This window comes from Microbispora rosea (assembly GCF_900156315.1).
In the GTDB taxonomy this organism is placed as follows: Bacteria; Actinomycetota; Actinomycetes; order Streptosporangiales; family Streptosporangiaceae; genus Microbispora; species Microbispora rosea.
In genome coordinates this window covers 65578-92255 of record NZ_FTNI01000031.1, presented here as the reverse complement: position 1 = coordinate 92255, position 26678 = coordinate 65578, and the positions used below count along the sequence as shown (strand labels likewise).

General features: G+C 72.1%; 25 protein-coding genes. 17 read left to right on the top strand and 8 right to left on the bottom strand.

Annotated elements, in window-relative coordinates; genetic code table 11:
- The first annotated feature begins 31 nt into the window (after nucleotides 1-31).
- The gene (locus BXA11_RS33475; protein ID WP_030510732.1) at nucleotides 32-712 is read left to right on the top strand and encodes a copper homeostasis protein CutC; all 681 of its coding nucleotides are present in this window, start codon (nucleotides 32-34) and stop codon (nucleotides 710-712) included.
- 35 nt (nucleotides 713-747) lie between these two features.
- On the opposite strand, the gene BXA11_RS33470 is transcribed toward BXA11_RS33475, so the two are convergent.
- Both BXA11_RS33470 and BXA11_RS33465 read right to left on the bottom strand, forming a co-directional pair.
- A complete protein-coding gene (locus BXA11_RS33470) occupies nucleotides 748-2334 on the bottom strand; it encodes an FAD-dependent oxidoreductase (protein WP_239104942.1) in 1587 nt (528 codons plus the stop codon).
- A 120-nt stretch (nucleotides 2335-2454) separates the two neighbouring features.
- Nucleotides 2455-3645 (bottom strand): DUF6986 family protein, encoded by a 1191-nt coding sequence (locus BXA11_RS33465; RefSeq protein ID WP_076441012.1) that lies wholly within the window; start codon nucleotides 3643-3645, stop codon nucleotides 2455-2457.
- Nucleotides 3646-3855: 210 nt separating this feature from the next.
- Between BXA11_RS33465 and BXA11_RS33460 the strand changes: the two genes are divergently transcribed.
- Entirely contained in the window at nucleotides 3856-4500 is a 645-nt protein-coding gene (locus BXA11_RS33460) for an NYN domain-containing protein (RefSeq protein WP_159454889.1), read from the top strand.
- A 55-nt stretch (nucleotides 4501-4555) separates the two neighbouring features.
- Here the strand turns inward: BXA11_RS33460 and BXA11_RS33455 are convergent, their stop codons facing one another.
- Complete coding sequence (locus BXA11_RS33455) at nucleotides 4556-5878, bottom strand: FAD-dependent oxidoreductase (protein ID WP_076441010.1); 1323 nt, start codon at nucleotides 5876-5878, stop codon at nucleotides 4556-4558.
- 250 nt (nucleotides 5879-6128) lie between these two features.
- Here BXA11_RS33455 and BXA11_RS44085 point away from each other — a divergent pair, with 250 nt between their 5' ends.
- The gene (locus tag BXA11_RS44085; RefSeq protein WP_204053597.1) at nucleotides 6129-6656 is read left to right on the top strand and encodes a hypothetical protein; all 528 of its coding nucleotides are present in this window, start codon (nucleotides 6129-6131) and stop codon (nucleotides 6654-6656) included.
- A 188-nt stretch (nucleotides 6657-6844) separates the two neighbouring features.
- Complete coding sequence (locus BXA11_RS33445) at nucleotides 6845-8587, top strand: proline--tRNA ligase (protein ID WP_204053598.1); 1743 nt, start codon at nucleotides 6845-6847, stop codon at nucleotides 8585-8587.
- Nucleotides 8588-8718: 131 nt separating this feature from the next.
- Here BXA11_RS33445 and BXA11_RS33440 read toward each other — a convergent pair whose 3' ends face one another.
- Both BXA11_RS33440 and BXA11_RS42645 read right to left on the bottom strand, forming a co-directional pair.
- Nucleotides 8719-9315, bottom strand: a complete 597-nt coding sequence (locus BXA11_RS33440) for a ferritin-like domain-containing protein (RefSeq protein WP_239104943.1) — start codon at nucleotides 9313-9315, stop codon at nucleotides 8719-8721.
- Nucleotides 9308-9832 (bottom strand): hypothetical protein, encoded by a 525-nt coding sequence (locus BXA11_RS42645; protein ID WP_159454888.1) that lies wholly within the window; start codon nucleotides 9830-9832, stop codon nucleotides 9308-9310. The genes BXA11_RS33440 and BXA11_RS42645 overlap by 8 nt, the downstream gene beginning before the upstream one ends.
- A gap of 176 nt (nucleotides 9833-10008) precedes the next feature.
- Here BXA11_RS42645 and rimP point away from each other — a divergent pair, with 176 nt between their 5' ends.
- The 13 genes from rimP to dapB all read left to right on the top strand — a co-directional run bounded on the left by rimP (nucleotide 10009) and on the right by dapB (nucleotide 24299).
- Nucleotides 10009-10536: a ribosome maturation factor RimP gene (gene rimP, locus BXA11_RS33430; protein ID WP_076441006.1), complete on the top strand. Its 528-nt coding sequence runs from the start codon at nucleotides 10009-10011 to the stop codon at nucleotides 10534-10536.
- A gap of 22 nt (nucleotides 10537-10558) precedes the next feature.
- On the top strand, nucleotides 10559-11548 hold the full coding sequence (nusA, locus tag BXA11_RS33425; RefSeq protein WP_204053599.1) for a transcription termination factor NusA: 990 nt from the start codon (nucleotides 10559-10561) through the stop codon (nucleotides 11546-11548).
- Nucleotides 11532-11834: a YlxR family protein gene (locus tag BXA11_RS33420; protein ID WP_076441002.1), complete on the top strand. Its 303-nt coding sequence runs from the start codon at nucleotides 11532-11534 to the stop codon at nucleotides 11832-11834. The genes nusA and BXA11_RS33420 overlap by 17 nt, the downstream gene beginning before the upstream one ends.
- A 187-nt stretch (nucleotides 11835-12021) precedes the next feature.
- Nucleotides 12022-15105: a translation initiation factor IF-2 gene (gene infB / locus BXA11_RS33415; RefSeq protein WP_076441000.1), complete on the top strand. Its 3084-nt coding sequence runs from the start codon at nucleotides 12022-12024 to the stop codon at nucleotides 15103-15105.
- 68 nt (nucleotides 15106-15173) lie between these two features.
- Nucleotides 15174-15473 (top strand): DUF503 domain-containing protein, encoded by a 300-nt coding sequence (locus BXA11_RS33410; protein ID WP_030510720.1) that lies wholly within the window; start codon nucleotides 15174-15176, stop codon nucleotides 15471-15473.
- Nucleotides 15474-15521: 48 nt separating this feature from the next.
- A complete protein-coding gene (rbfA, locus tag BXA11_RS33405; protein ID WP_076440997.1) occupies nucleotides 15522-16007 on the top strand; it encodes a 30S ribosome-binding factor RbfA in 486 nt (161 codons plus the stop codon).
- Nucleotides 16004-17020: a DHH family phosphoesterase gene (locus BXA11_RS33400; RefSeq protein ID WP_076440995.1), complete on the top strand. Its 1017-nt coding sequence runs from the start codon at nucleotides 16004-16006 to the stop codon at nucleotides 17018-17020. The genes rbfA and BXA11_RS33400 overlap by 4 nt, the downstream gene beginning before the upstream one ends.
- Nucleotides 17017-17919: a tRNA pseudouridine(55) synthase TruB gene (truB, locus tag BXA11_RS33395; RefSeq protein WP_076440993.1), complete on the top strand. Its 903-nt coding sequence runs from the start codon at nucleotides 17017-17019 to the stop codon at nucleotides 17917-17919. The genes BXA11_RS33400 and truB overlap by 4 nt, the downstream gene beginning before the upstream one ends.
- Before the next feature lie 125 nt (nucleotides 17920-18044).
- Nucleotides 18045-18989 (top strand): bifunctional riboflavin kinase/FAD synthetase, encoded by a 945-nt coding sequence (locus BXA11_RS33390; protein ID WP_030510716.1) that lies wholly within the window; start codon nucleotides 18045-18047, stop codon nucleotides 18987-18989.
- Between the two features lie 192 nt (nucleotides 18990-19181).
- Nucleotides 19182-19451, top strand: a complete 270-nt coding sequence (rpsO, locus tag BXA11_RS33385) for a 30S ribosomal protein S15 (protein ID WP_030510715.1) — start codon at nucleotides 19182-19184, stop codon at nucleotides 19449-19451.
- A gap of 313 nt (nucleotides 19452-19764) precedes the next feature.
- Nucleotides 19765-22086, top strand: a complete 2322-nt coding sequence (locus BXA11_RS33380) for a polyribonucleotide nucleotidyltransferase (protein ID WP_030510714.1) — start codon at nucleotides 19765-19767, stop codon at nucleotides 22084-22086.
- Nucleotides 22083-23393 carry a M16 family metallopeptidase gene (locus tag BXA11_RS33375; RefSeq protein ID WP_076440991.1) on the top strand — a complete coding sequence of 437 codons (1311 nt, stop codon included), beginning with the start codon at nucleotides 22083-22085 and terminating at the stop codon, nucleotides 23391-23393. Before BXA11_RS33380 ends, BXA11_RS33375 begins: the two co-directional genes overlap by 4 nt.
- 165 nt (nucleotides 23394-23558) lie before the next feature.
- Nucleotides 23559-24299 (top strand): 4-hydroxy-tetrahydrodipicolinate reductase, encoded by a 741-nt coding sequence (dapB, locus tag BXA11_RS33370; RefSeq protein WP_076440989.1) that lies wholly within the window; start codon nucleotides 23559-23561, stop codon nucleotides 24297-24299.
- Nucleotides 24300-24382: 83 nt separating this feature from the next.
- On the opposite strand, the gene BXA11_RS33365 is transcribed toward dapB, so the two are convergent.
- The 3 genes from BXA11_RS33365 to BXA11_RS33355 form a co-directional block, all read right to left on the bottom strand.
- Nucleotides 24383-24841 carry a GNAT family N-acetyltransferase gene (locus tag BXA11_RS33365; RefSeq protein WP_076440987.1) on the bottom strand — a complete coding sequence of 153 codons (459 nt, stop codon included), beginning with the start codon at nucleotides 24839-24841 and terminating at the stop codon, nucleotides 24383-24385.
- 94 nt (nucleotides 24842-24935) lie between these two features.
- On the bottom strand, nucleotides 24936-25781 hold the full coding sequence (locus BXA11_RS33360) for a hypothetical protein (protein WP_076440985.1): 846 nt from the start codon (nucleotides 25779-25781) through the stop codon (nucleotides 24936-24938).
- A gap of 17 nt (nucleotides 25782-25798) precedes the next feature.
- Entirely contained in the window at nucleotides 25799-26671 is an 873-nt protein-coding gene (locus BXA11_RS33355; RefSeq protein WP_076440983.1) for a 1,4-dihydroxy-2-naphthoate polyprenyltransferase, read from the bottom strand.
- Nucleotides 26672-26678 lie beyond the last annotated feature (7 nt).

Genomic DNA, 26678 nt, shown 5'->3' with positions numbered 1-26678 from the left:
CGCCGCAAAGGGACCGGATACTGTTCACTTCATGACGGGATCCCTCCTTGAAGTGATCGCGCTCGACGTGCGTGACGCCGTGGCCGCCGAGGAGGGCGGAGCGGACCGCCTGGAAGTCGTGTCCGACATGGGCGCGGGCGGGCTCACCCCCTCGGCGGACCTCGTCGCCGCGATCGCGCGCGAGTGCGGGCTGCCGCAGATGGTCATGCTCCGCTGCAACGCCGGGTTCACCGTGACCCCGGAGGAGCTCGACCGGCTGCGCGGCCATGTCAAGGAACTCGCCGAGGCCGGTGCGGCGGGCTTCGTCTTCGGCTTCCTGTCCGGGGACGGGTCGGTCGACAGGGAGGCGACGGACGCGCTGATCCACGCGGTCTCGCCGCTGCCCTGGACCTTCCACCGCGCCGTGGACAACGCCGCCGACGTCCGGGCCGCCTGGCGTGCCGTACGGCTGCTGCCGAACCTGGCGACCGTCCTCACGTCCGGCTCGCCCGAGGGCGTCGGCAGCGGCCTCGGGGTGTTACGCGCGCGGGCCGAGGCGGGGGACGCCTCGCTCGTGCTCGCCGGTGGCGGCCTGCGCGAGGAGCACGTGCCGGTGCTGCTCGACTACGGCATCCGCGCCTTCCATGTGGGCACCGCCGTCCGGGGCTCGTGGCGGGAGCCGGTCGACCCGGACCTCGTCAGGCGCTGGCGCGGCATCGTGGACCGGCCCTGACCGCCCCACTCCGACCAGCCGGCCCACGCTGAGACTCAGGCGCGGCGGCGGGCGACCAGGACGGCGTCGCGGCTCGTGACCTCGCGGCCCTCCGGGTCCACGGCGGTGCGCGGCCGGGCCTCGGCCGCCGCGATCTCCCACTCGGCCGGATCGAGCGACGCCGCGACCTCCTCGGCGGTGAACATCATCTGCGGGAAGTGCATCTGCCGGACCCTGGTCAGCAGATCGGACGGGTGGTGCCCGACGATCAGCAGGGTGCCGCCCGGGGCCACCGCGGCCGCCAGCCGGGCGAACAGCGTCCGCCTGGCCTCATCCGGCAGGTGCATGTACTGCGCGGACACCAGGTCGTACGCGCCCTCGGGAACCGCGTGGTCGCGCAGGTCCGCGCGCACCCACTCGGTGCGGTCCGCGACGCCCGCGCCCGCGTCGGCGGCGTGGGCGGCGGCCCGCTCCAGCGCCGTGGCGGAGATGTCGACTCCCGTCACCCGCCAGCCCCTTGCCGCGAGCCAGACGGCGTCGGCGCCCTCGCCGCTGCCGACGTCGAGAGCCCGGCCCGCGGGCAGCTGCGCGGCCTCGGCGACGAGCTGCGGATTCGGGCGGCCGCTCCAGATCGCCGGCCGGGAACGGTAGCGCTCCTCCCAGGCGGCCTCCTCGAACAACGTGCGCATCTCGTCCCGGTAGGCCGCGACGGCCTCCCGGGTCTCCTCGGCGATGAGATCCATGTTGATCGCCGCGCCCGCGGCCAGGCCCGCGGCGGCGGACGCGATCACGACGGCGCGCACGTCCGTCACGTTCCCCGCCACATAGACACCGGGCACGGCGGTCGCGCCGGTCGGCTCCGCGGCGATCCTGGTCCCCGCCGGGTGGCCGCCGAGCTCCACCTCGACCGGCTTGAGCCCGAGCGATTCCAGCACCCCGGACCGGGCGGCGAGCGGCACGCCGACGACGAGCGCGTCGAGCGCGACGACCTCGCCGGAGGCCAGCCGCACCCCGCTGAGCGCGTCGCCGGTCACCTCGATCCCCGTGACGGGGCTGTCGGCGACCGGAATCCTGCGCGCGGCGAGCCGCTCGGCCTCCTCCTCCGACGGCGCGGGGCGGTGGTGGGTCAGGAACACCACGTCATCGCTCCACTGCCGCCACAGCAGGGCCTGCTCGACGGCGAGCGGCCCGGTTGCCAGCACGCCGATGCGCCGGTCGCGGACCTCCCACCCGTGGCAGTACGGGCAGTGCAGCACGTCGCGGCCCCACCGCTCGGCCAGGCCCGGCACACCGGGCAACTCGTCCACGGCCCCGGTCGCCACCAGCAGCCGGCGGGCCCGGACGGCACGGCCGTCGTCCAGCGTCACGAGGAAGTCGTCCCCGTCCCGGACGGCCGCCTCGGCCCGCCCGGCGACGACCTCGCCGCCGTAACCGATCACTTCCTCGCGCCCGGCCGCCCGCAGTTCCGCGGGCGGCGTGCCGTCCAGGCCCAGGTAGTTGTGCATGTGCGCGGCCGGCGCGTTGCGCGGCTCTCCCGCGTCCACCACCAGGACCGACCGCCGGGCCCGCGCCAGCGCCAGGGCGCCGCTGAGCCCCGCGGCGCCGCCGCCCACCACGACCACGTCGTACTTCTTCTCGTCCACCTCTGCCTCCCGTGTCGACATCTGCTGTCGGCGTCTGCTGTCGGCGTTTGCCGTCGACGTGGGGCAACAGTGCGGCACGGGCGGAGGAAGTGGCAAGGAACCTTGCCGATGTGGCAAATCTCAGCAGAGGGCGCGGTCGGCCCGCCCCAGAGCGGCGACCAGAGTCTTGATCGTCGCGGGCTCGTCCAGCACGCCTCCGGCGGCCTCGCGCCGCTCCTGCCAGGCGCGCACCCGGTCGGCGTACTTCTCGTAGCAGGTGAGGTGGAACGCGTAGACGGTCGTGAAGCGGCTGACGAGGTGAGAGGGGTGCATGTCCCAGCCCTGGTAGAAGCCGTGCGCCAGCGAGTGCGACACCAGGGCCGAGTGCCTGCGCAGCAGGGCGTGCACGTCGGCCGCCGCGTCCGAGGCCGGAGCCGCGGCCAGCGAGCCGTCCGACAGCTCCACCCCCGTCCCCGACAGCGCCGTCTGCATGACGTGCCGCGCGTGGTCGCAGGCCGGGTGGTCGAGCCGCTGCTCGTCCGGGGGCAGCCCGAGCGCCGCCGTGTAGTCGAACACGCCGAAGTGGGCGGCCGCCAGCCGGCCGCCCAGCGAGGGCACCAGACCGGCCGACCGCTGGAGCATGAGCACGGTCTGCGGGGCCTCCACCTGCATCTCGAAGCGCAGCGTGCCGGGGGCCAGGCGCAACGCGTGCTCCAGCGCCTCCAGGCAACGGGCGAACTGCCGCAGGTAGTCCTCCATCAGGACCTTGGGGAAGGTCACCGTGAACCCGTCGGGGAGCCTGCCGGCCCGTCGTACGACCCCGGTCAGGAACCCGTCGAGCGTGCGCACCGAGCGCAGGGGGTCGCCGTCGGCGAACGACTTCACCCGCAGCCCCCACCTGCGGGGCAGCGTGCCCGCCTCGTGCATCGCGGCCACGGCCGCCGCCGCCGACTCGGCGTGCCCGTCCTCCTCCTCGGGGGAGCGCGGGCCGTAGCCGTCCTCGAAGTCGATCCGCAGGTCCTCGATCGGCTCGGCGTGCAGCTTCCTGCGTACGCGGTCGTGCACGGGCTGGGCCAGCTCGGGGTCGAGCTCGAACAGCGCGGCCAGCTCGGCGGGGGTGAACAGGAGCCGGTGGAGGAGGTCGGTGGCGGCGTGCCGCCACTGCTGGACGATCTCCGCCGTCACCCGGTCCGCGGGCACGTACACGGTGTGCACCGGCTGCCACGCGGGCTCCCGGACGGGAAACCGGGCGAGCTGCTCGTCATGGGCGCCGGCGAAGCCGTCGAGCGGCCCGTCGAACAGTCCGTCTGGGCCGGTCAGCGTCGTCTCCATGGGGACGATCCTCGCAGACGTCCCCGCCACGAAGACGTCATCACCCAACGTCGCTGCACGACCACGTTCGGTTGGCTATTCTTTTCCTCGAACAACCGATCGAACAGGTGAGCGAATCGGTGGAGACAAAGAAACGGCCCCCTGTCGGGGGCCGTAGAGCCCGGGGACGTAGCCGCGGGCGCGGTGACTCCATGTTAGGAGATGATGGCGGTGCGCGACAACCCCGTTCCTCACGTCCTGCGTGTCGGGGTCTACGTCGACGGGTTCAACCTCTATTACGGACTGCGCTCCTTGCGGGGACGCCGCTACCTCTGGCTCGATCTCCACGCGTTGGCGTGCCGGCTGCTGAGGACCGGGCAGACGCTGACGGCCGTCCGCTACTTCACCGCCCCCATCCGGGGCGACGCTCGTGCCCTCGCCCGCCAGCAGACCTATCAGGCGGCCCTGGAGAGCCTGGGAGTCGAGGTGGTGCTCGGGCGGTTCCAGGAGCAGCGGGCCTCCTGCCGGGCCTGCGGCGTCTCCTGGCGGACCTACGAGGAGAAGCAGTCCGACGTCGCGCTGGCCGCCGCGATGGTCGGCGACGTCGCCCTCGACCGGGTCGACATGGTGCTGCTGCTGTCGGCCGACTCCGACCTGTGCGCGGCAATCGAGGCGGTGCGCCAGGTGGACGCCCGGCGCGGCGGCAAGACCCGGGTCGTCACCGTCTTCCCGCCCGGCAGACGGTCGGACGGCCTGCGCCTCGCGAGCGACGCCTGGTTTCCTCTCGGCGAGGCGCTCATCCGGCAGGCGCAACTGCCCGACCTCGTGCCCGGCCGCGACGGAGCGCGCTACCACCGGCCCGTCCACTGGTCCTGACCACGCCACCCCTCAGGATGCGACACGCGTCAGGACGCGACCCCAGCGAGCCGCGTCAGGACGCACCGTCCGGCCGGCCGAGCCGGCCGCACGCGCCCAGCATCGCGTCCCTGCCCACCAGCTTCACCCGCTCGCCCCTCCTGAGGCTGCCGGCCAGCGCGGCCTCCGCGGCCTCGATCGCGAGCCAGTCCTCGTACATCACGGGGCTCAGCCCGCGCGCGGCGAGCAGGTCGTCCAGCCGGGCGGTAGCCGTTCCCGGCACCACCTCGGCGAGCAGCGTGCGCACGGTCTCGGCGGCGTCGGACTTGTTGGTCCCGATCACGCCCGTCGGCCCCCGCTTGAGCCAGCCCGCGACGTACTGCCGGTCGGTCACCTTGCCGGCGACGTTCGGCACCGTCATCGACTCCGCGTCGAACGGCACCCCGGGCAGCGCCACGCTCTGGTAGCCCACCGAGCGCATCACCATGTCCGCCGGGATCGTCTCGAAGTCGCCGGTCCCGACGACCCGCCCGTTCTCCAGCCGGGTCCGCTCCAGCCGCACCCCCTCGACCCGGGACACGCCGAGGATCTCCACGGGGCGCAGCCAGAAGCGCACCTCCAGACGGCGGGGCCGGTCGGCCGGCTTGCGCTCCGACCACGACCGCAGCACGTCCACGTTGCCCCTGACCTGGCGCGACAGCGCGGTCAAATCATCGACCGCGATCTCGCCGGGGAAGGTGAGGACGTCGGCGTTCAGCAGCTCGCCGAGCTCCCGCAGCTCCTTCAGGGTGAACTTCGCGTGCTCGGGGCCACGCCGGCCGACCATGTGGATCCGCTTCACCTTGGAGGCGGCCAGCCGGTCGAGCACCTCCTCGGGCACGTCCGTGCCGCGCAGCTCGTCGGCCGTCTTGGCCATGATCCGCACCACGTCCACGGCGACGTTGCCGACGCCGATGACGACGACATCCTCCGCGTCGAGGGAGAACGCGTCCGGCGGGACGTCGGGGTGGCCGCAGTACCAGTTGACGAAGTCGGTCGCCGCGACGCTGCCCGGCAGGTCCTCACCCGGGACCCCGAGGTGCCGGTCGACCATCGCCCCCGTGCAGTAGACGACCGCGTCGTAGCAGGACAGCAGGTCGTCCGCCGAAAGATCGGCGCCCAGCTCGACGCCGCCCAGGAAGCGCACCCCCGGGGTCTCCAGCACCCTGCGCAGGTAGCCGGCGATCGACTTGATCGACGTGTGGTCGGGCGCCACGCCGTACCGGACGAGCCCGTACGGCGTCGGCAGGCGTTCGAGGACGTCCACCTCGACCGGGTCGCGCGACTGCTTGACCAGTGCCTCGGCCGTGTAGATGCCGGCCGGGCCCGACCCGACGATCGCGACGCGCAGTGTCACCATGGCCTCCAGCAGCGGCGGACTCGCGACGGGCGGCGCCCTCGGACGCTCCCTATCAGTGATTCTTTATCACCGCCGGTCGCCCTGCCAATGCAACGCCGTGCCGTGCACACCGGATTGTCATCCGTCTTGTGATGATTCGCGGGGTTGCGGCGACCAGCCGGCCACGATCAAAGTGATGCCCGTGGGCAGTGGGGCTAAAAGACGGGGAAACCCGCGGACGAGAAGGCCGGGCGGTGGCACCCTCCCTGACATGAGGGGACTCCGCGGGGGGCGGGACGAGTCCGAGGCCTCACCGGCCACGGCGCACGGCCCGCAGAACGGTCAAGAGGACGGCGACACGCCGCCGCACGGCTCCGGGCCGGACGGGCTCAGGTACGAGGCGCTGGGGCGGGTCATGGCCGCCTTATCCGGTGAGGCGGAGACGTTGGAGGCGTGCCGCGACCTCACGTGGTGGCGGGGCACCGACCGCTCCTGGCACATCGAGTGGCGCGACGGCCCGTACGCCGCCGAGGTGGCGGCGCTGCTCCTGGACCGGATCGGCGAGCCGGGCCAGGACGCCGTGCGGGCCGCGCCCGCGGGCCCGGCGACCACGTCGACGGCGATGCTGAACGTGATGGGCGTGACCTTCGTGCTGCGGGCCATCGACCCGTTCGGCATGGATCGGCTGCGGACAAGGCCCGGACTGTGGCGGCTGTCCGCGGCGCTGGACGGCCCGGCCGGCCCCGTCGGCACGGGCGGGAGGTCCCGTCAGCACTGGGAGGAACTGCTCGGCGGCTGATGCCGGCGGCCTGTATCGGCTCGCCCGTCGTTTACGTGAGGCGGTGGGGCCCCCGGAGTCGATAGCCTTGGGGGCACATCGTCTTCGTCTCGTCCCTCCGGTCGTCTCCGAGGGTCCGCGAGGAGATCCGCATCGCACCCCCCGAGGGGACGCCGCGGACGAGACCTCTCACGAGCCAAGGAGTAGCCGTGCTGCTGCGTATGTCGACCCTGTTCCTGCGCACCCTGCGTGAGGATCCGGCGGACGCGGAAGTGCCGAGCCACAAGCTGCTCGTCCGCGCCGGCTACATCCGCCGCGTCGCGCCCGGCATCTACTCCTGGCTGCCACTCGGCAAGATCGTGCTGGAGAACGTCGCGCGGGTCGTGCGCGAGGAGATGGACCGGATGGGCGCGCAGGAGGTGCTGTTCCCCGCGCTGCTGCCCCGGGACTTCTACGAGCCCACGGGCCGCTGGACCGAGTACGGCGACACGCTGTTCCGGCTGAAGGACCGCAAGGGCGCCGACTATCTCCTCGGGCCGACCCACGAGGAGATGTTCACCGACATGGTGAAGGGGGAGTACTCCTCCTACAAGGACTACCCCGTCACCCTGTACCAGATCCAGACGAAGTACCGCGACGAGGCCCGGCCCCGGGCGGGCATCCTGCGGGGCCGCGAGTTCGTCATGAAGGACTCCTACTCCTTCGACCTCGACGACGACGGCCTGAAGCGGTCCTACGAGATGCACCGCGAGGCGTACATCCGCATCTTCGAGCGTCTCGGCATCGACTACAAGATCTGCTTCGCGATGTCGGGAGCGATGGGCGGGTCGGCCTCCGAGGAGTTCCTCGCCCCCTGCCCGACCGGTGAGGACACCTTCGTGGCCTGCCACAACTGCGGATACGCGGCCAACGCCGAGGCGGTCGTCACGCCCGCGCCGCCCGCCGTGACCGCCGCGCAGCCGCCCATGAAGGTGCTCGACACGCCCGACACCCCGACGATCGAGTCGCTCGTCTCGTACGTCAACGAGAACCACGGCCTCGGCATCACCGCCGCGGACACGCTGAAGAACCTCGTCGTGAAGGTCCGCACGCCGGGCTCCGACGAGGTCAAGACGGTGATCGTCGGCGTGCCTGGCGACCGCGAGGTCGACTTCAAGCGGCTTGAGGCGGCGCTCTCACCCGGCGTGCCGGAGATCTTCGAGGCCGAGGACTTCGCCCGCCACCCCGGCCTGGTGCGCGGCTATATCGGCCCGCAGGTGCTCAGGGACCTGGGGATCACCTACCTTGTCGACCCCCGCGTGGTCGAGGGCTCCGCCTGGGTGACGGGCGCCAACGAGCCGGGCAAGCACGCCGCGCACGTGGTCGTGGGCCGCGACTTCCAGCCCGACGGCACCATCGAGGCCGCCGAGGTGCGGGCGGGTGACGCCTGCCCCCGCTGCGCGCATCCGCTGTCGATCGACCGGGGCATCGAGATCGGCCACATCTTCCAGCTCGGCCGCAAGTACGCCGACGCCGCCCAGCTCGACGCGCTCGGGCCCGACGGCAAGCCCATCCGCATCACCATGGGCTCGTACGGCGTGGGCGTGTCCCGGGCGGTGGCCGTGCTCGCCGAGCAGCGGCACGACGAGCTGGGCCTGGTGTGGCCCAGGGAGGTGGCTCCCGCGGACGTGCACATCGTCGGCACCGGCAAGGAGAACCAGATCGAGGTCGCGAGCACGCTCGCCGAGACCCTTGAGGCGCGGGGGCTGCGCGTGCTCGTGGACGACCGCCCCGGCGTGTCGCCCGGCGTCAAGTTCAAGGACTCCGAGCTGCTCGGCCTGCCCACCGTGCTGATCGTCGGCCGGGGCCTGGCCAACGGCGTGGTCGAGCTGCGCGACCGGGTCACCGGGACCAAGGAGGAGATCCCGCTGGACGAGGCCGTCGAGCGGGTGCTCGCCGCCTGCCGGGCCTGATCGCCGGACACCCCGATCCTCCACACGGCGCCGCCGTCCCCTCGCGCACAGCGCATATGCACAGCGCACAGCGCACTCGCGGGGGGCGGCGGCGTCGCCTTTTCGCCGGACGCCGTCGCGGGCCGCGCCGCCTACTGGCCGTCCTCGCCGGACGGCTCCGGCTGGGCCTCCTGCCCGGGCGCGCCTGCGGACCCGGCCGGTCCGGAGGAGGCCGCCGGCGGGGACTCGGCCCCCTGCGCGGGGACGTCGACGTCGGCGCCGTCCCGGCCCATGCCCGGGAACGGGTCGCCGATCCTCGGCTGCCAGCCGTACGCCCGGGTCGCGCACTCCTGCGCGGCCAGCGCGGCGAGCCGCCGCAGCGCCGGGTCGCGGTCGGCGGCGAGCTCCAGGTAGGCGGTGGTCACCCGCTGCTCCACCAGCAGGGCGAGGCGCACCGCGTCGGCCGGTCTGCGCACCTCGAAGGGCAGGCGGTAGGTGGGGCCCGGCTCGGCGGGCGTGCCGCCCCGCTGGGAGATGAGCGCCCGGAGCTGGTCGCGCCGCGCCCGGTGGGCGTCGAACCCCGCGGTGGCGCGCCTGAGCAGCGCGCCGCTCGTCTTCCCGCCGATCACCCCGTACGCGTACACGGCGGCGTGCTCGGCGGACAGGGCCCGGCCGAGCGCGTCGCCGACCGGCGCCCCGGCAGGCGTCCCGGTAGGTGCTCGGGCGGGCTCGGCTGAGGTCTCAGTCACGCACCCTCCCCAGGGCGACGACATGGACGGCCTCGCACGCGCCGATGCTCGCGAGGAGCTGGGAGAGCGCGGGGGAGGCCGTGGCCATCTGCGCGGGACGCCCCGACGCCGCGCGCCGTTCGGCGTCCCTGAGCGCCTCGACCGAGGCCGCGGACGGGCTCTGCGGCGGGGGAGCGGAGGACGAGGGCGGCGGCGTGGAGCTCGCGGGGAACGTTCCCGCGCCGCCTCCGGCGGGCAGGAGCGCGCGCAGGGCCTGCAGATGGGCCGCGTGACGCCGGCGGAACGGCTCCAGCGCGGCGGCCCGGGCGGGCTGGGCGGCGACCGCGCGCCCGTAGAGCGAGACCAGCTCTTCCTTGCCCGCGATGAGAGAGGTGAGCAGCACGGTCTGCGGATCCGGGGAGGCCGGAGCGGCCGGTTTCTCCGGAGTCGAGGAGCAGCCGGCCGCGGCCAGACCGGCCGCGGCGGCGGAGCCCAGCAACGCACGTCTCGTCACTCGTGCCCCGCCGCTGTGTCTCACGACACAGCATCGTACGGCGCGGCGCGCACTGGTCATCGCCCGTGACCATGATGATCGTGCACGTGTCGGACCGCCGCCCGGGTGTGGCGATGTTTCCACCTCCCGGTGTCGATAGGCTGTTGGCACATCGGGCTTGGGCACTACGGTCACAGCCACACGGTCATAGGGAGGTCGGCATGGGCAGCGACGCTCGACGCGGCCGCCTGGTTGAGCTGCTCGGCCCTGTGGTCGCCGCCGAGGGCTTCGACCTGGAGGACGTCACGGTCACCCCGGCGGGCCGCCGGCGGCTGGTGCGCGTCGTGGTGGACCGGGACGGCGGCGTGAGCCTGGACGACGTGGCCGACGTGAGCCAGTCCGTCTCCAAGCGGCTGGACGAGGTGGACGTCCTCGGCGGCAGCGCGTACGTCCTCGAGGTCACCTCTCCCGGAGTCGACAGGCCGCTCACCGAGCCGCGCCACTGGCGCCGGGCGCGCGGGCGGCTGGTGAAGGCGGAGCTGCGTGACGGCACCTCCGTGGAGGGCCGGGTGGCCGAGGCCGACGAGACCGGTGTGGAGCTGGACGGCGCGCGCCGCATTGCGTACGGCGAGCTGGTGCGCGGCCGGGTGCAGGTCGAGTTCAACCGGCGCGACGCCGGGCTCGACGACGAACTTGATGAGGGCCTCGATGTCGACGAGGACATCGCCGACGCCGACGACGAGGGCTAGGGGGAGCCTTGTGGACATTGACATGAGCGTCCTGCGCAGCCTGGAGCGGGAGAAGGACATCTCCTTCGACCTGGTCGTCAAGGCGATCGAGGACGCGTTGCTGATCGCGTACTTCCGCACGGAGGGCGCGGCGCAGAAGGCGCGGGCCGAGCTGGACCGCGACACGGGCCATGTGATCATCTGGGCCGCCGAGCTGGACGAGAACGGCGAGGTCGTGCGGGAGTACGACGACACCCCGTCGAACTTCAGCAGGATCGCCGCCACCACGGCCAAGCAGGTGATCCTGCAGCAGCTGCGCGACGCCGAGGACGAGGTCAACTTCGGCGAGTTCGCCAGCCGCGAGGGCGAGCTGGTCGCGGGCGTCATCCAGCAGGGCAAGGACCCGCGGGTGGTGCTGGTCGACCTCGGCAAGATCGAGGCGATCCTGCCGCACAACGAGCAGGTCCCCGGCGAGGAGTACGCGCACGGCGAGCGCATCCGCTGCTACGTGGTGCAGGTGAAGAAGGGGCCGAAGGGGCCGTCGGTCACCTTGTCGCGCACGCACCCCAACCTCGTGAAGAAGCTCTTCGCGCTGGAGGTGCCGGAGATCGCCGACGGGACCGTGGAGATCGCGGCCATCGCGCGCGAGGCCGGCCACCGCACGAAGATCGCGGTGCGGTCGCGCAAGCCCGGCGTCAACGCCAAGGGCGCCTGCATCGGCCCGATGGGCTCGCGCGTGCGCAACGTCATGACGGAGCTGCACGGCGAGAAGATCGACATCATCGACTGGTCGGAGGATCCGGCCGAGTTCGTCGGGAATGCCCTGTCGCCGGCGCGTGTTTCCCGTGTCGAGGTGGTCGACGCCGACAGCCGCACCGCGCGGGTGATCGTGCCCGACTACCAGTTGTCCCTGGCGATCGGCAAGGAGGGCCAGAACGCCCGCCTCGCCAACCGTCTGACGGGCTGGCGGATCGACATCCGGCCGGACACCGAGCAGGCACCTGCTGATCCCGCTGATGCGTCGGCAAGGTAAGCTGGAATATGGTTACCAGGCAGCCCCGCTGAGAACGTGTGTGGGCTGCCGGGTTCGCACGGTAAAGTCCGAGTTGCTCCGCCTGGTCGTGGTCGAGGGCGTGATCGTCCCCGATACGCGAGGACGGCTCCCGGGACGTGGTGCCTCGTTGCATCCGTCCCCGCGCTGTCTGGAGCTCGCTGAGCGTCGCCGGGCGTTCCCACGCGCGTTCCGCGCGGAGGGACCGCTTGACACGTCGCTCTTGCAAGCTCACTTGGAGGGGTTGACGCCGGGGCGGTCCGGGTGAATGGTTACCGCTGGCCCTCGGTATCGGCTCCGGGAGCCAGGGCACGACGAAATTGTCATGTAGGACGCCGAGTTGATGGGCGGAGTCAGATTGCTATGAGCGCCTGATGAGCACGCGGCGATGAGTACGTTCAGGTAGCGACGGTCCGGCGGCACTGCGAGCCTCCCGGGCCGAGTTAGGGAGTGCAGTGGCGAAGGTCCGGGTATACGAGCTCGCCAAGGAGTTCGGAGTCGAGAGCAAGGTCGTCATGGCCAAGCTCACCGAAATGGGCGAGTTCGTGAGGTCGGCGTCCTCAACAATAGAGGCGCCGGTCGTCCGCAAACTGACCGAGGCGTTCAAGGGTGACGTCTCCAAGGGCGGGGGGAAGCCCGCCCGTCCGGCGCAGCCGAAGCCTGCGCCGAGGCCGGCAGAGAGCCAGGCCAACGGGGGCGCCCCGCAGGCGCCCGTTTCCCAGTCCACCGGCGCGGTGGCCAAGCCGGGCCCGAAGCCCGGCCCGCGGCCCGCTCCGCGTCCGGTTCCGATGCCTCACCCGCCGGTAGCACAGCCGGACGCGGCGCGCCCCGAGGCCGCCCGTCCGCAGGCGCCTCGTCCGGAGGGACCGCGTCCCGCGGCCGCCGGTCCGAGGCAGGGTGCCCCCGGTGCCGGTGGGCCCAAGCCGGGTCCCAGGCCGGCTCCGGCTCCGCGCCCGGGTGGCGCACCCGCCGGTCCCGGCGCGCCCACAGGCGGCGCTCCGCGTCCCGGTGGGCCGAAGCCGGGTCCGCGCGGCCCGCGTCCGGGCAACAATCCGTTCTCCTCGACCGCCAGCGGCATGGGCCAGCGCCCCGCGCGGCCCGGCGGCCGTGACGGCGGTCGTCCCGACCGCGGGGACCGTCCCGACCGTGGCGACGGCGCCCCTCGTGAGCCGCGTCGTGACGGCGCGCGCGACGGGGGCATGCCGCGTCCGCCGGGCGCGCGTTCCGGCGCTCCGGGCGCCGGCGGTCCGCGTCCCGGACCCGCGGGTCCGCGTCCCGGGCCGGGCATGGGCGGTCCGCGTCCGGGTCCCGGCGCCGGTGGTCCGCGTCCCGGTGGTCCGCGTCCGAACCCGATGATGATGCCGCAGGGCCGTCCGGCCGCGCCGGGCGGCGGTGGTCCGCGTCCCGGTGGCGGCGGCGGTCGTCCCGGTGGTCCCGGCGGCGGTGGCCGTCCGGGCGGCGGCGGCGGTCGTCCCGGTGGTTTCGGCGGTCCGCGTCCCGGCGCCACGGGTGCCGGTCGTCCCGGTGGTCCCGGCGGCGGTCCCGGTGGTGGCGGCGGCGGTGGTTTCGCCGGTCGTCCCGGTGGAGGCGGCGGTCGTGGTCGCGGTGGCGGCACGGCGGGCGCGTTCGGGCGTCCGGGCGGACGTCCGGCCCGTGGCCGCAAGTCCAAGCGCCAGAGGCGCCAGGAGTTCGACAACATGCAGGCCCCGGCGATCGGCGGCGTGCAGGTTCCGCGTGGCGGCGGCCAGACGATCCGCCTCCCGCGTGGTGCGTCCCTGTCGGACTTCGCCGACCGGATCGGCGCCAACCCCGCCTCGCTCGTGCAGATCATGCTGCACCTCGGCGAGATGGTGACGGCGACCCAGTCGGTCAACGAGGAGACGCTTCAGCTTCTCGGCGCCGAGCTGGACTACGAAATCCAGGTCGTCAGCCCGGAGGAGGAGGACCGCGAGCTCCTCGAGTCCTTCAAGATCGAGTTCGGCGAGGACGAGGGCGACGAGGCCGACCTCGCGCCGCGCCCGCCGGTCGTGACCGTCATGGGTCACGTCGACCACGGTAAGACGAAGCTGCTCGACGCGATCCGCCACACCAACGTGGTGGCCCGCGAGGCCGGCGGCATCACCCAGCACATCGGCGCCTACCAGGTGGCGACGACGCACGAGGGCGAGCACCGGAAGATCACCTTCATCGACACCCCGGGTCACGAGGCGTTCACCGCCATGCGTGCCCGTGGTGCCCAGGCCACCGACATCGCGGTGCTGGTGGTCGCGGCCGACGACGGTGTGAAGCCGCAGACCATCGAGGCGCTGAACCACGCCCAGGCGGCGAACGTCCCGGTCGTGGTGGCGGTCAACAAGATCGACAAGGAGGGCGCGGACCCGACCAAGGTGCGGGCCCAGCTCACCGAGTACGGCCTGGTGGCCGAGGAGTTCGGTGGCTCCACCCTGTTCGTGGACATCTCGGCCAAGCAGGGCATCGGCATCGAGAACCTTCTCGAGGCCATCCTGCTGACCGCGGACGCCGAGCTCGACCTGCGGGCCAACCCGGAGATGGACGCCCAGGGACTCGCGATCGAGGCGCACCTCGACAAGGGCCGCGGCCCGGTGGCGACCGTGCTCGTGCAGCGCGGCACGCTGCGGGTGGGCGACTCGATCGTCTGTGGCGAGGCCTTCGGCCGCGTCCGCGCCATGCTGGACGACAGCGGCGAGACGGTCGAGGAGGCCGACCCGTCGCGTCCGGTCCTGGTCCTCGGTCTGACGGCCGTCCCGCGTGCCGGTGACAACTTCATCGTCGTCACCGACGACCGCATGGCCCGCCAGATCGCCCAGCAGCGGGCGGCCAGGCAGCGGATCGCCGACATGGCGAAGTCCGGTCGCCGCCGCACTCTCGAGGAGCTGTTCAAGGACCTCGAGAAGGGCCAGGTCGACGAGCTCAAGCTCATCATCAAGGGTGACGTCTCCGGTTCCGTGGAGGCCCTGGAGGACGCGCTGCTCAAGATCGACGTCGGCGAGGAGGTGCGCCTGCGGGTGCTCCACCGCGCGGTCGGCGCCATCACCGAGCACGACGTCAACCTGGCGATGGGCGACGACAACGCCGTCATCATCGGCTTCAACGTGCGTCCCGAGGTGCGGGCGCGCGACCTGGCCGAGCGCGAGGGCGTGGACATCCGGTACTACTCGGTCATCTACCAGGCGATCGAGGAGATCGAGGCGGCCCTCAAGGGCATGCTCAAGCCGGAGTTCGAGGAGGTCAGGACCGGCACCGCGGAGATCCGCGAGGTCTTCAAGGTTCCCAAGATCGGCAATGTCGCCGGTTCGATCGTCCGCTCGGGCGTCATCACCCGCAACAGCAAGGCCCGGCTCATCCGCGACGGCGTCGTGGTGGCCGACAACCTCACCGTCTCGTCGCTGCGTCGCTTCAAGGACGACGCGACCGAGGTCCGCGAGGGCTTCGAGTGCGGTATCGGTATCGGCTACAGCGACATCAAGGTCGAGGACGTCATCGAGACGTTCGAGATGCAGGAGAAGCCGCGCGTCTGACGCGCCGTCCCGCCGCCCCCGCCACGCGCGGGGGCGGCGGCCGGACGTCCGTGACGTGGTGACGACCCATGTTCATCGGTGCTCTTACTCTTGACATCCTGCTCGGCGACGTCCGTTCGCTGAAGCAGAAGCGCTCGGTGGTCCGGCCGATCGTCGCCGAGATCCAGCGCAAGTATCCCGCCGTCGCCGTCGCCGAGGCGGGCCACCTCGACCTGCACCGGCGCGCCGAGATCGGCATCGCCGTGGTGTCGGCGTCCGCGGCCAACTGCGACGAGGTGCTCGACGCCTGCGAACGCCTGGTCGCCTACCATCCCGAGATCGAGCTGCTGTCCGCGCGGCGGCGGCTCTTCAACGACCACGAGGAATAGACGGCCGGGGCCCGCGCGTCAGCCGTACAGATACGAGGGAGCGTGAGCATGGACGCAGCGCGTGCCAGGAAGCTGGCCGATCGCATCCAGCAGGTGGTCGCGGAGATGCTGGAGCGGCGGATCAAGGATCCGCGGCTGGGGTTCGTGACGGTGACCGACACCCGGGTCACCGCGGACCTGAGCGACGCGACCGTCTACTACACGGTTTTCGGCTCCGAGGCGGAGCGCGCCGACACGGCCGCCGCCCTGGAGAGCGCGAAGGGCATCATCCGCTCCGAGGTCGGCCGGCAGACCGGCCTGCGGCACACCCCCGGCCTCACGTTCGTGCACGACCCGCTCCCGGACAGCGCCCGCCACATGAACGACCTGTTCGAGCTGGCGAAGGCCAAGGACGCGGAGATCGCCCGCCAGGCGGAGGGCGCGAAGTTCGCCGGGGACGCCGATCCCTACCGCTTCGAGGAGGACCTCGACGCCGAGGCGGCCGAGGAGGGCGAGGACGAGCCCACCGGCCGCGCGGAACACCCCGCCCGGTGACCACCAACGAAAGCGCCGCCGGTGAGGCGGACTGGCGGCGTGCGACCGAACTGATCCGCTCCGCCGGCACGCTGGCGCTCGCCTGTCACGTGTCCCCGGACGGGGACGCCCTCGGCTCGATGCTGGGACTCGGGCTGGCGCTCGCGGGCACCGGCAGAAGGGTCGTCGCGTCCTTCGGCGACCGCGTGTTCGCCGTGCCCCGGCTGCTGCGGTTCCTGCCCGGGCAGCACCTGCTGGTGGAGCCCTCGGCCTACCCCGCCGAGCCCGACTTGATGATCACCTTCGACGCCTCCACGATGGAGCGGCTTGGCCTGCTCGCGCCTCACGCGGGCAAGGCCGGCGAACTCGTTGTGATCGACCACCACGTGTCGAACACCCGCTTCGGGACGGTCCACCTCGTGGATCCCGGCGCGGCCTCGACCACGATGGTCGTCGAGGAGCTCGTCAACCGCCTCGGCCTCCCGATCGACCGGGAGGTCGCCACCTGCCTGTACACGGGACTGGTGACCGACACCGGCTCCTTCCGGCACTCCATCACGACCCCGGCCGCGCACGCCATGGCCGGCCGGCTGCTGGCCACGGGGCTGCGCCCGGAGGAGATCGCCAGGGACCTGTGGGACCGCTCGCCCTTCGCGTACCTGCGGGTGCTCGGCACGGCGCTCGGGCGGGCCACCCTGGAACCGGACGCCGTGGGCGGCCTGGGGCTGGTGTGGACCTACGTGAGCCGCGCCGACCGCGCCGCCGAGGGTCTGCCGTACGAAGAGGTGGAAGGCATGATCGACCTCGTGCGCCGAGTCGACGAGGCGGAGGTCGCGGTCGTGCTCAAGGAGGACGACGAGGGCGGCTGGAACGTCTCGACCCGGTCGAAGGGCGCGGTGGACGTGGCCCGTGCCTGCGCCGCGCTCGGCGGCGGCGGCCACATGCGTGCCGCCGGGTTCTCCTCGGCGCTGTCCGTGGGGGACACGATGGCCGCCCTGCGTCCTCTCCTCGCTCCGGAAGGGAGCCGGTCATGAGCACGACGGCCAAGGCGAGAAGGACGCCGCCGCCGAGCGGCCTGATCATCGTGGACAAGCCGGCCGACTGGACGTCGCACGACGTGGTCGGCAAGATGCGCGGCATCGCGGGCACCCGCAAGGTCGGCCACGCGGGCACGCTCGACCCGATGGCCACCGGTGTGCTGGTGATCGGGGTGGAGAAGGCGACCCGCCTCCTCGGGCACCTCGCGCTGACCGAGAAGGTCTACGAAGCGACGATCCGCCTCGGCGTGACGACGAACACCGACGACGCCGAGGGCGAGGTGGTCGCCACCACCTCCGCCGGGCACGTGGCCGACGAACAGGTGCACAAGGGCGTCGCCGCGCTGACGGGCGAGATCATGCAGGTGCCGCCACAGGTGAGCGCCATCAAGGTCGACGGGCAGCGGGCCTACAAGCGGGCCCGCGCCGGCGAGGAGGTGACGCTGGCCGCCCGGCCCGTCACGATCCACGCGTTCGAGGTGGGGGAGATCCGGCGCACTCCGGAGACGGTGGACCTCGACGCCGTGATCACCTGCTCCAGCGGCACCTACATCCGGGCGCTGGCCCGGGACCTCGGCGCGTCGCTCGGCGTCGGCGGCCATCTCACCCGGCTGCGCCGCACCCGGGTCGGGCCGTACGGCATCGAGGCGGCGCGCACCATCGAGGACCTCGCCCGGGAATGCGTGATCATGCCCATGGCCGACGCGGTGTCGGCGGCCTTCCCCCGCAGGGACGTGGGCGAGGACGAGGCGCGGCTGGTCGCCCACGGCGGGCGGCTGCGCGCGGCGGGCCTCGGGCCCGGCCCCATCGGCGTCTTCGGGCCGGACGGCGCGCTGCTCGCGCTCGCCGAGGAGCGCGGCGGGACGGCGAGGCCGCTGGTGGTCTTCGTCTCCTGACGCCGGGGGCTGGTGCCCCGGCACCCCCCGGGGCATGGCAGTCTTGTCTACTGCGCGGTTCCCAGGCGAGGCGATTCAGCCGCCTCGCCGACGGCACGGCAATCGGACACAGAAGCGAGGTCGAGGTGCAGAGCTGGCACGGGCTGGACGAGGTCCCGAAGGACTGGGGCAGGTCCGTCGTCACGATCGGCGTGTTCGACGGCGTGCATCTCGGTCACCAGCAGATGGTGGCCCGCGCGGTCGGCATGGCCCGCGATCTGGGGCTGCCCGCCGTGGCGGTCACCTTCGACCCGCACCCGGACGAGGTGGTGCGGTCCGGCAACCACCCGCCGCGGCTCAGCACCACCGACCGCAGGGTCGAGCTGCTCCACGCGCTGGGCGTCGACGCGGTGTGCGTGCTGCCGTTCACGCTCGAGTTCTCCCGGATGTCGCCGGACGAGTTCGTCCAGACGGCTCTGGTCGACCGGCTGCACGCGGCGGGGGTCGTGGTGGGGGAGAACTTCCGCTTCGGCCACAAGGCGTCGGGCGACCTGGAGACCCTCCGGACGCTGGGAGAGAAGTACGACTTCACCGCCGAGGGCGTGCCCCTGGTCAGCGACGGCGACGCCATCTCCTCCACGGTGATCAGGGAGCGGCTGGCCGCGGGTGACGTCGCCGGTGCGGCCGTCCTGCTGGGCCGCCCCCACCGTGTGGAGGGCGTGGTGGTCCGCGGCCACCAGCGCGGCCGGGCGCTCGGCTTCCCCACCGCCAACGTCGAGTCGCCGCCGCACACCGCCATCCCCGCCGAGGGCGTCTACGCGGGGTGGCTGCAGTGCACTCAGAGCCCCTCGCCGTACGAGGGGGAGCGCTGGCCGGCCGCCATCTCGATCGGCACCAACCCCACGTTCGACGGGGTGGAGCGCACGGTCGAGGCGTACGCGCTGGACCGCGACGACCTGGACCTGTACGGCGCGCACGTGGCCGTGGACTTCGGCGAGCGGCTGCGCGAGACGCTCAGGTTCGACTCGATCGAGGCGCTGATCGAGCAGATGCACGACGACGTGGCCCGGGCCCGCGAGTTCACCTCCTGAACCCGCCTCGCCCGAACGTGCTGCGTGGCGCGTCGTGACAGCGTGTGTCCGACGAGCTGGTAGGGTTGTATGTCAGCCATGTTCAGGTGGTGTTGAGCCACCCGGCTGTCCTGTCACGGCGACTGTAGGCACGCACGGTCGTTCGCGGGATGGGAATCGTTGCGCGTGCCATTTCACCAGAACGGAGAAGCAGTGTCGCTTGACGCCGCTACCACCAAGTCCATCATCGGCGAGTACGGCACCAGCGAGGGTGACACCGGGTCGCCGGAGGTCCAGATCGCGCTTCTGAGCAAGCGGATCAGCGACCTCACCGAGCACCTCAAGACCCACAAGCACGACCACCACAGCCGTCGTGGTCTGCTCCTGCTGGTGGGCCGCCGGCGCCGGCTGCTGAAGTACCTGCAGGCCAAGGACATCACCCGCTACCGCTCGCTCATTGAGCGGCTGGGCCTTCGCCGATAAGGTGAGGAAGGAGCGGCGATTCTTCGCCGCTCCTTTTCCATAACCGGCCACAATGGAACCGGCCCAGCGGGCCGAGTGAGACAGCCGAGTGGCCGAGACAACTGAATAGCCGAGACACAGTGCCCCGCGTCCGCAAGCAAGCCGCAGCGCGATCCCGCGGCGTGAGAGGGCCGGTCCTCGGTAGTGGCCCCCGGTAGGCACGGCGACAGCCGTGCGGACGGACCGGGCGCTTCGATCGAAGACCGGCACTGCACCTGAACGGGGAGCCCGGCGAAAGAGGACGCGGGAGACCGACCCGAAGAGGAGGTCCCCCGTGGAGGGTGTCCACAGCACAGAGGCCGTTATCGACAACGGTCCCTTTGGCACGCGCACGATCAGGTTCGAGACCGGGCGGCTGGCCCGGCAGGCGGCGGGCAGCGCCGTCGCGTACCTGGACGACGAGACGATGATCTTGTCGGCGACCACCGCGTCCAAGCATCCCAAGGAGAACCTCGACTTCTTCCCGCTGACGGTGGACGTCGAGGAGCGGATGTACGCGGCCGGCCGCATTCCCGGCTCGTTCTTCCGCCGCGAGGGCAGGCCGTCCGAGGACGCGATCCTGACCTGCCGCCTGATCGACCGGCCGCTGCGCCCGTCGTTCGTGAAGGGCCTGCGCAACGAGATCCAGATCGTCGCGACGATCATGGCCCTGCATCCCGAGCACCTGTACGACGTGGTCGCGATCAACGCCGCGAGCATGTCCACGCAGCTCGCCGGGCTGCCGTTCTCCGGCCCGATCGGCGGCGTGCGCGTCGCGCTGATCGACGGCCAGTGGGTGGCGTTCCCGACCCACACCGAGCTCGAGCGCGCCACGTTCGACATGGTCGTCGCCGGGCGCGTCCTGGCCGACGGCGACGTCGCGATCATGATGGTCGAGGCCGAGTCGACCCGCGACACGCTCAAGCTGGTCGCCGACGGCGCGGTCGCCCCGACCGAGGAGGCCGTGGCGCAGGGCCTGGAGGCCGCCAAGCCGTTCATCAAGGTGCTCTGCGAGGCCCAGTCGAAGCTGGCCGAGGTCGCCGCCAAGCCGACCGCCGAGTATCCGATCTTCCTCGACTACCAGGACGACGCCCTGGAGGCCGTGACCGCGGCCGTCAAGAGCGAGCTCGCCTCGGCGCTGACGATCGCGGGCAAGCAGGAGCGCGAGCTGGAGATCGAGCGCGTCAAGGTGCTGGCGGCGGAGAAGCTGCTGCCCGACTTCGAGGGCCGTGAGAAGGAGATCGGCGCCGCGTTCCGGTCGCTCACCAAGAAGCTGATGCGCGAGCGCGTCATCAGCGAGGGCGTCCGCATCGACGGCCGTGGCCCGAAGGACATCCGGCAGCTCAACGCCGAGGTCCACGTAGTGCCCCGGGTGCACGGTTCGGCCCTGTTCGAGCGGGGCGAGACGCAGATCCTCGGCATCACGACGCTGAACATGCTGCGCATGGAGCAGATGATCGACACGCTCAATCCCGAGCGGACCAAGCGCTACATGCACAACTACAACTTCCCGCCGTACTCCACGGGTGAGACGGGCCGCGTCGGCTCGCCGAAGCGCCGCGAGATCGGCCACGGCGCGCTGGCCGAGCGGGCGCTCATCCCCGTGCTGCCGTCGCGCGAGGAGTTCCCGTACGCCATCCGCCAGGTGTCGGAGGCGCTCGGGTCGAACGGCTCGACCTCGATGGGGTCGGTCTGCGCCTCCACGATGGCCCTGCTCGACGCGGGCGTGCCGCTCAAGGAGATGGTCGCCGGCATCGCGATGGGCCTCATCGGCGAGGGCGAGACCTTCGTCACGCTGACCGACATCCTCGGCGCCGAGGACGCCATGGGCGACATGGACTTCAAGGTCGCCGGCACCAAGGACCTGATCACCGCGCTCCAGCTCGACACCAAGCTGGACGGCATCCCGGCCCACGTGCTCGCCGCCGCGCTGAAGCAGGCGAGGGGCGCCCGGCTGGCGATCCTCGACGTGATGCAGGAGGCCATCGACTCCCCGGCGGAGATGAACCCGACCGCGCCGCGCATCATCACGATCAAGGTCCCGGTCGACAAGATCGGCGAGGTCATCGGCCCCAAGGGCAAGATGATCAACCAGATCCAGGACGACACGGGCGCCGAGATCACCATCGAGGACGACGGCACGATCTACATCGGCGCCACCGACGGCCCGTCCGCCGAGGCGGCCCGTACGCTGATCAACGGCATCGCGAACCCGCACATGCCGGAGGTCGGCGAGCGTTACCTGGGCACGGTCGTCAAGATCGCCGCCTTCGGCGCGTTCGTCTCGCTGCTGCCGGGCAAGGACGGTCTGCTGCACGTCTCGCAGATCCGCAAGCTGCACGGCGGCCGCCGGATCGAGAACGTCGAGGACGTCATGAACGTCGGCGAGAAGATCCAGGTGGAGATCGCCGAGATCGACTCGCGCGGCAAGCTCTCTCTGGTCCCGGTCGAGGTGGTCGAGAAGGAGGCCGCGGAGAAGGACGCCGCCGCCGAGAACGGCGAGGCCGCGCCCGCTCCGGCCGAGTCCGCCGCCGCGCCGGGGGATGAGGAGCAGCCGCGGGCTCCGCGCCGGAGCCGCAGCCGCACCCGGGGCGGCCGGGACGAGCGCAACTCGTGACGACCGAGACACTGTTCCCGGGCAAGGACGGCGCGGGGGTCATCCGCCGCACCGTCCTGCCCGGCGGCCTTCGGGTCGTGACCGAGACGATGCCGACCGTGCGCAGCGTGGCGGTCGGCCTGTGGGTGGGCATCGGTTCACGCGACGAGGCCCCCGAGCACATGGGGGCCACCCACTTCCTGGAGCACCTGCTCTTCAAGGGCACGCCCACGCGCGACGCCATGGAGATCTCGGCGTCCATCGAGGGCATCGGCGGTGAGATCAACGCGTTCACCGCCAAGGAGTACACCTGCTACTACGCCCGGGTGCTCGACGAGGACCTGCCGCTGGCGATCGACGTGCTCGCCGACGTGGTGACCTCTTCGCTGATCACCGAGGAGGACGTGGAGTCGGAGCGCGGCGTGATCCTGGAGGAGATCGCCATGCACGACGACGACCCCTCCGACGTGGTGCACGAGCAGTTCTCCGCGGAGCTGTACGGCGACACGCCGATCGGCCGCCCGATCCTCGGCAACGAGGACTCGATCAACGCGCTCACCCGTGACCGCATCCGCGAGTACTACCAGCGGTTCTACGTCCCGCCGCGCACGGTCGTGTCGGTGGCGGGCAACGTGGACCACGAGCGGGTGGTCGCGCTGGTCGCGGCGGCGTACGAGCGGGCGGGCGCGCTGGGCGGCTCCGCCGCGCCCGCGCTCCCGCGCATCGGGGGCCCCGGCGTGGACGTCAGGACCGGCGTCCGCGTGGTCGACCGGCCCACCGAGCAGGCCAACCTGGTCCTCGGCATGACCGCCTTCGACCGCAACGACGACCGGCGCTTCGCCCTCGGCGTCCTGAACGCGGCGCTCGGCGGCGGCATGTCGTCGCGCCTGTTCCAGGAGATCCGGGAGAAGCGCGGCCTGGCCTACAGCGCCTACAGCTACACCTCGCAGTACGCCGACACCGGCCAGTTCGGCATCTACGTGGGCTGCCTGCCCTCGAAGGTGGACGACGTGCTGAAGATCTGCCGTGACGAGGTGGCCAGGGTCGTGGCCGAGGGGATCACCCCCGACGAGATCGCCCGTGGCAAGGGCCAGATGCGCGGCGGGCTGGTTCTCGGCCTTGAGGACACCGGCTCGCGCATGTCCAGGATCGGCAAGAGCGAGCTCGTGTACGAGCGGCTCATGACGGTCGACGAAGTGCTCGGGCGGATCGAGGCGGTCACCCCCGAGGAGATCGCCGCGGTCGCGGAGGACATCCTCAACCGGCCGCTGACTCTCGCCGTGATCGGGCCCTACTCCGACAAGGACTTCGGCTCCGCCATCGCCTGACCGTGCCGTACGAGGCCGCGCCGGTGCCCTTCCGCACGGCGCGGCCTCGTCGTTTCATCCCCTACGGCTCTCGCCCGGGGCGGCGCCTCCCGCCGCACGGGAATCGGCCGCGTCGGACCGCTCCTCGCCGTCCCGCCTCCCGCCGTCACGTATAGCCTTGGGCGCGTGATTAAGGTCGGTGTTCTGGGCGCCCGCGGGCGCGTGGGTGTGGAAGTGTGCAAGGCCGTCGCGGCGGCCGATGACCTGGAGCTCGTGGCGGAGGTCGACAAGGACGATCCGCTCGACGCGCTGACCGGCGCCGAGGTGGTGGTGGACTTCACCCACCCCGACGTCGTGATGGGCAACCTCGAGTGGTGCATCTCCCACGGCATCCACACGGTCGTGGGCACGACCGGTTTCGACGCCGGACGACTGGAGACCCTGCGAGGCTGGCTGGCCGCCAACCCCGGCACGAACTCGCTCATCGCCCCCAACTTCGGCATCGCGGCCGTGCTGATGATGCACTTCGCCGCGCAGGCGGCCAAGCACTTCGAGTCTGTCGAGATCGTCGAACTGCACCACCCGCACAAGGCCGACGCCCCCTCGGGCACCGCCCGCCGTACGGCGGAGCTGGTGGCCCGGGCGCGGCGCGAGGCGGGGCTCGGCCCCTCTCCCGACGCGACCACCACCGCGATCGACGGCGCCAGGGGCGCGGACGTCGACGGCGTCCACGTGCACGCCGTACGGCTCGCCGGGCTGATCGCCCACCAGGAGGTCATCCTGGGCGGTGAGGGGGAGACCCTCACGATCCGGCACGACACGATGAACCGGGCGTCGTTCACGCCGGGCGTCCTGCTGGGCGTTCGCCGTGTCCAGGAGCTCGACGGCCTCACCGTGGGCCTGGAGCGCCTTCTCGACCTGCAGTAGTCGCGCCGCCCGGCTTTATCCGTCGATGCACGACAGGGCCGGGCGGCCTCTCGCCACCTCGCGCCGCCCCGCGTACGCCCGGGTCACCGCGGCGGCGGGGTGGAGCGCATTCTGATCTTGATGTCGCCGTCGCCGTGACGTGCGACGTCCTTCAGGCCCAGCCGCCGATAGAGGGCGTGGGCGCGGTGGTTGACCGTCAGCACGTCCAGGAGCAGGTCCTGACCCCGCCGATGCGCCTCGTCCAGCAGCGCGGTGATGAGGCGGGTGCCGATGCCGCGCCCCTGATAGGCGGGGTCGATCTCGATACGGCCCAGGTAGATCTCGGTGGGACGATAGTCGACGCTCAACATGCCGGCATCGACGCCCTCGACGGTGACGATCCGCGTGCCGCCGGGATCGAACCCGCGCTCATGATGGCCCCGCTGGTCCTGCTCGTCCCAACCCCAGATCGCCGCGACGTACTCGCCCAGGGCGGCCTTGTGCAGCCGGAAGCAGAACTCGCTGTCGGCCGGTGTCGCCGGCCGTAACCCTACGACGGTCATACGACCTCCCTACCGGATCGCAGGAGGCTTCGCGACCGATGCCGACCCCGTGAGCCCAGGCGAGACCCGGCGGCAACGTCACCCCCCGCGAAGGTCAGCGCGGCTCGACGGTGACGTCCACCTCGGCGAACATGCCGAGCAGATCGTCCAGGGTGGTGGCCGGGCCCCAGGAGCGCAGGTCGTACGCGGGCCGGTCGTAGCCGGGGAAGCCCTCGATGCCGGTGACGAACCGGCCGTCGAGGTGATAGGTGCGGCCCGGCGGCCGATCCGGCTGACCCTCGGCATGATGCCACAGTGCCGCGCCGGCCCACTCGTGCCGCAGGCCGCGGTCGTACCGAGCCCAGAGGTTGCGCCGGGAGGGCCGCCCCGCGTGCCAGAGGTCGTAGATCTCGTGAGCGCCGTCGGGGAACGGCTTCTCGAAACCGCCGTCGAGCGTGATGTCGAGGAGCCTGCTGTCCAGCCGGGAGGGGGTCGCTCCGGTGACGACGGGTCGGTCCATGCGGCGTGGCCGGTGGCGTCCACGGCATGGACCGTCGCCTGAAGGCACCGCTTCCTGGCGGACCGCCGCCTCAGCCCCCCCTCCACGTCGAACAGCTCCTCCGAGCAGGAGCAGCCAATGTCGTAGTGCTGACAACCGCGCGGCGGGGGGCCGCTGCGGATCGTGCACCGGATCGAGCATGACGGTCGGCAGCCAGGCCCCACCGGGTCCGCCGTGAGGAGCCGGCGCCGCGTCCAGGGCCTCCCGCAGGGGACCGGCCGGGTCGCAGCCGAGCAGCGTGAAGCGCTCCGGCTCCGGCAGCGGCTCTGGTGCGACGAACAATCCGTCGATGTCGGCGCAGACCCCCATCGCGACGTCCGGGTCGCCTGGGTTGCCCGTGTACTCGTCGACCAGCAGCCACCGCAGTGGCAGGTGCCGGTTCCAGGTCCACACGTGGTCCATCCGGGATCCGGACGTGGTCAGAACAGGGCCAGGCCGAGGGTGAACAGGGCGCCGAAGACGAGTTGCAGGCGGCCGGTCTGCTGGAGCGTCGCGATGAGCGCGGGACCGGTCGCCCCCGAACGGACCGTTCTGATCGGGCTCACCACGAGGGGGAGCGCCAGCACGGTCAGCGCGGCGAAGGGCCGCACGGGCACCAGGGCGAGTGCGAACACGAAGGGCAGCACCAGGGTCGCCGAATAGGCCAGGCGCGTGCGGCTGTCACCCAGCACGACGGCGAGCGTGCGCTTGCCGGAGGGGCCGTCGGTCACGATGTCGCGGAGGTTGTTCACCATGAGGAGCGCGCAGGCGAGCAGCCCCACGGGCACGGCGGCGGCCAGCGAGAGCCAGGTCAGCCGGTCCACCTGGACGTACGTCGTCCCGGCGACGGCCACGATGCCGAAGAACACGAAGACCGAGATCTCCCCGAGCGCGCGGTAGCCGTACGGGCGGGAGCCTCCGGTGTAGAACCAGGCCGCGAGGATGGAGGCGAGGCCGACGAGCAGCAGCCACCACGCCTGGGTCGCCACCACCAGGACGAGCCCGGCGACCGCGGCGGCGAGAAAGCAGCCGAGAGCGGCGGCGAGCACCTGTTTCGGGGCCGCGACGCCCGAGCCGACGAGCCGCAGGGGCCCCACGCGGTCCTTGTCGGTGCCCTTGATGCCGTCGCTGTAGTCGTTGGCGTAGTTGACTCCGACCTGCAGCGCCAGCGCGACGAACAGCGCGAGCAGCGCGCGCCACCAGTTCGCGCCGTCCTCCGCGAAGGCGGCTCCGGTGCCGACGGCGACCGGGACGACGGCGGCGGGCAGCGTACGGGGGCGTGCGCCCGCTAACCAATGAGCTGGGGTGGCCACGTGACTC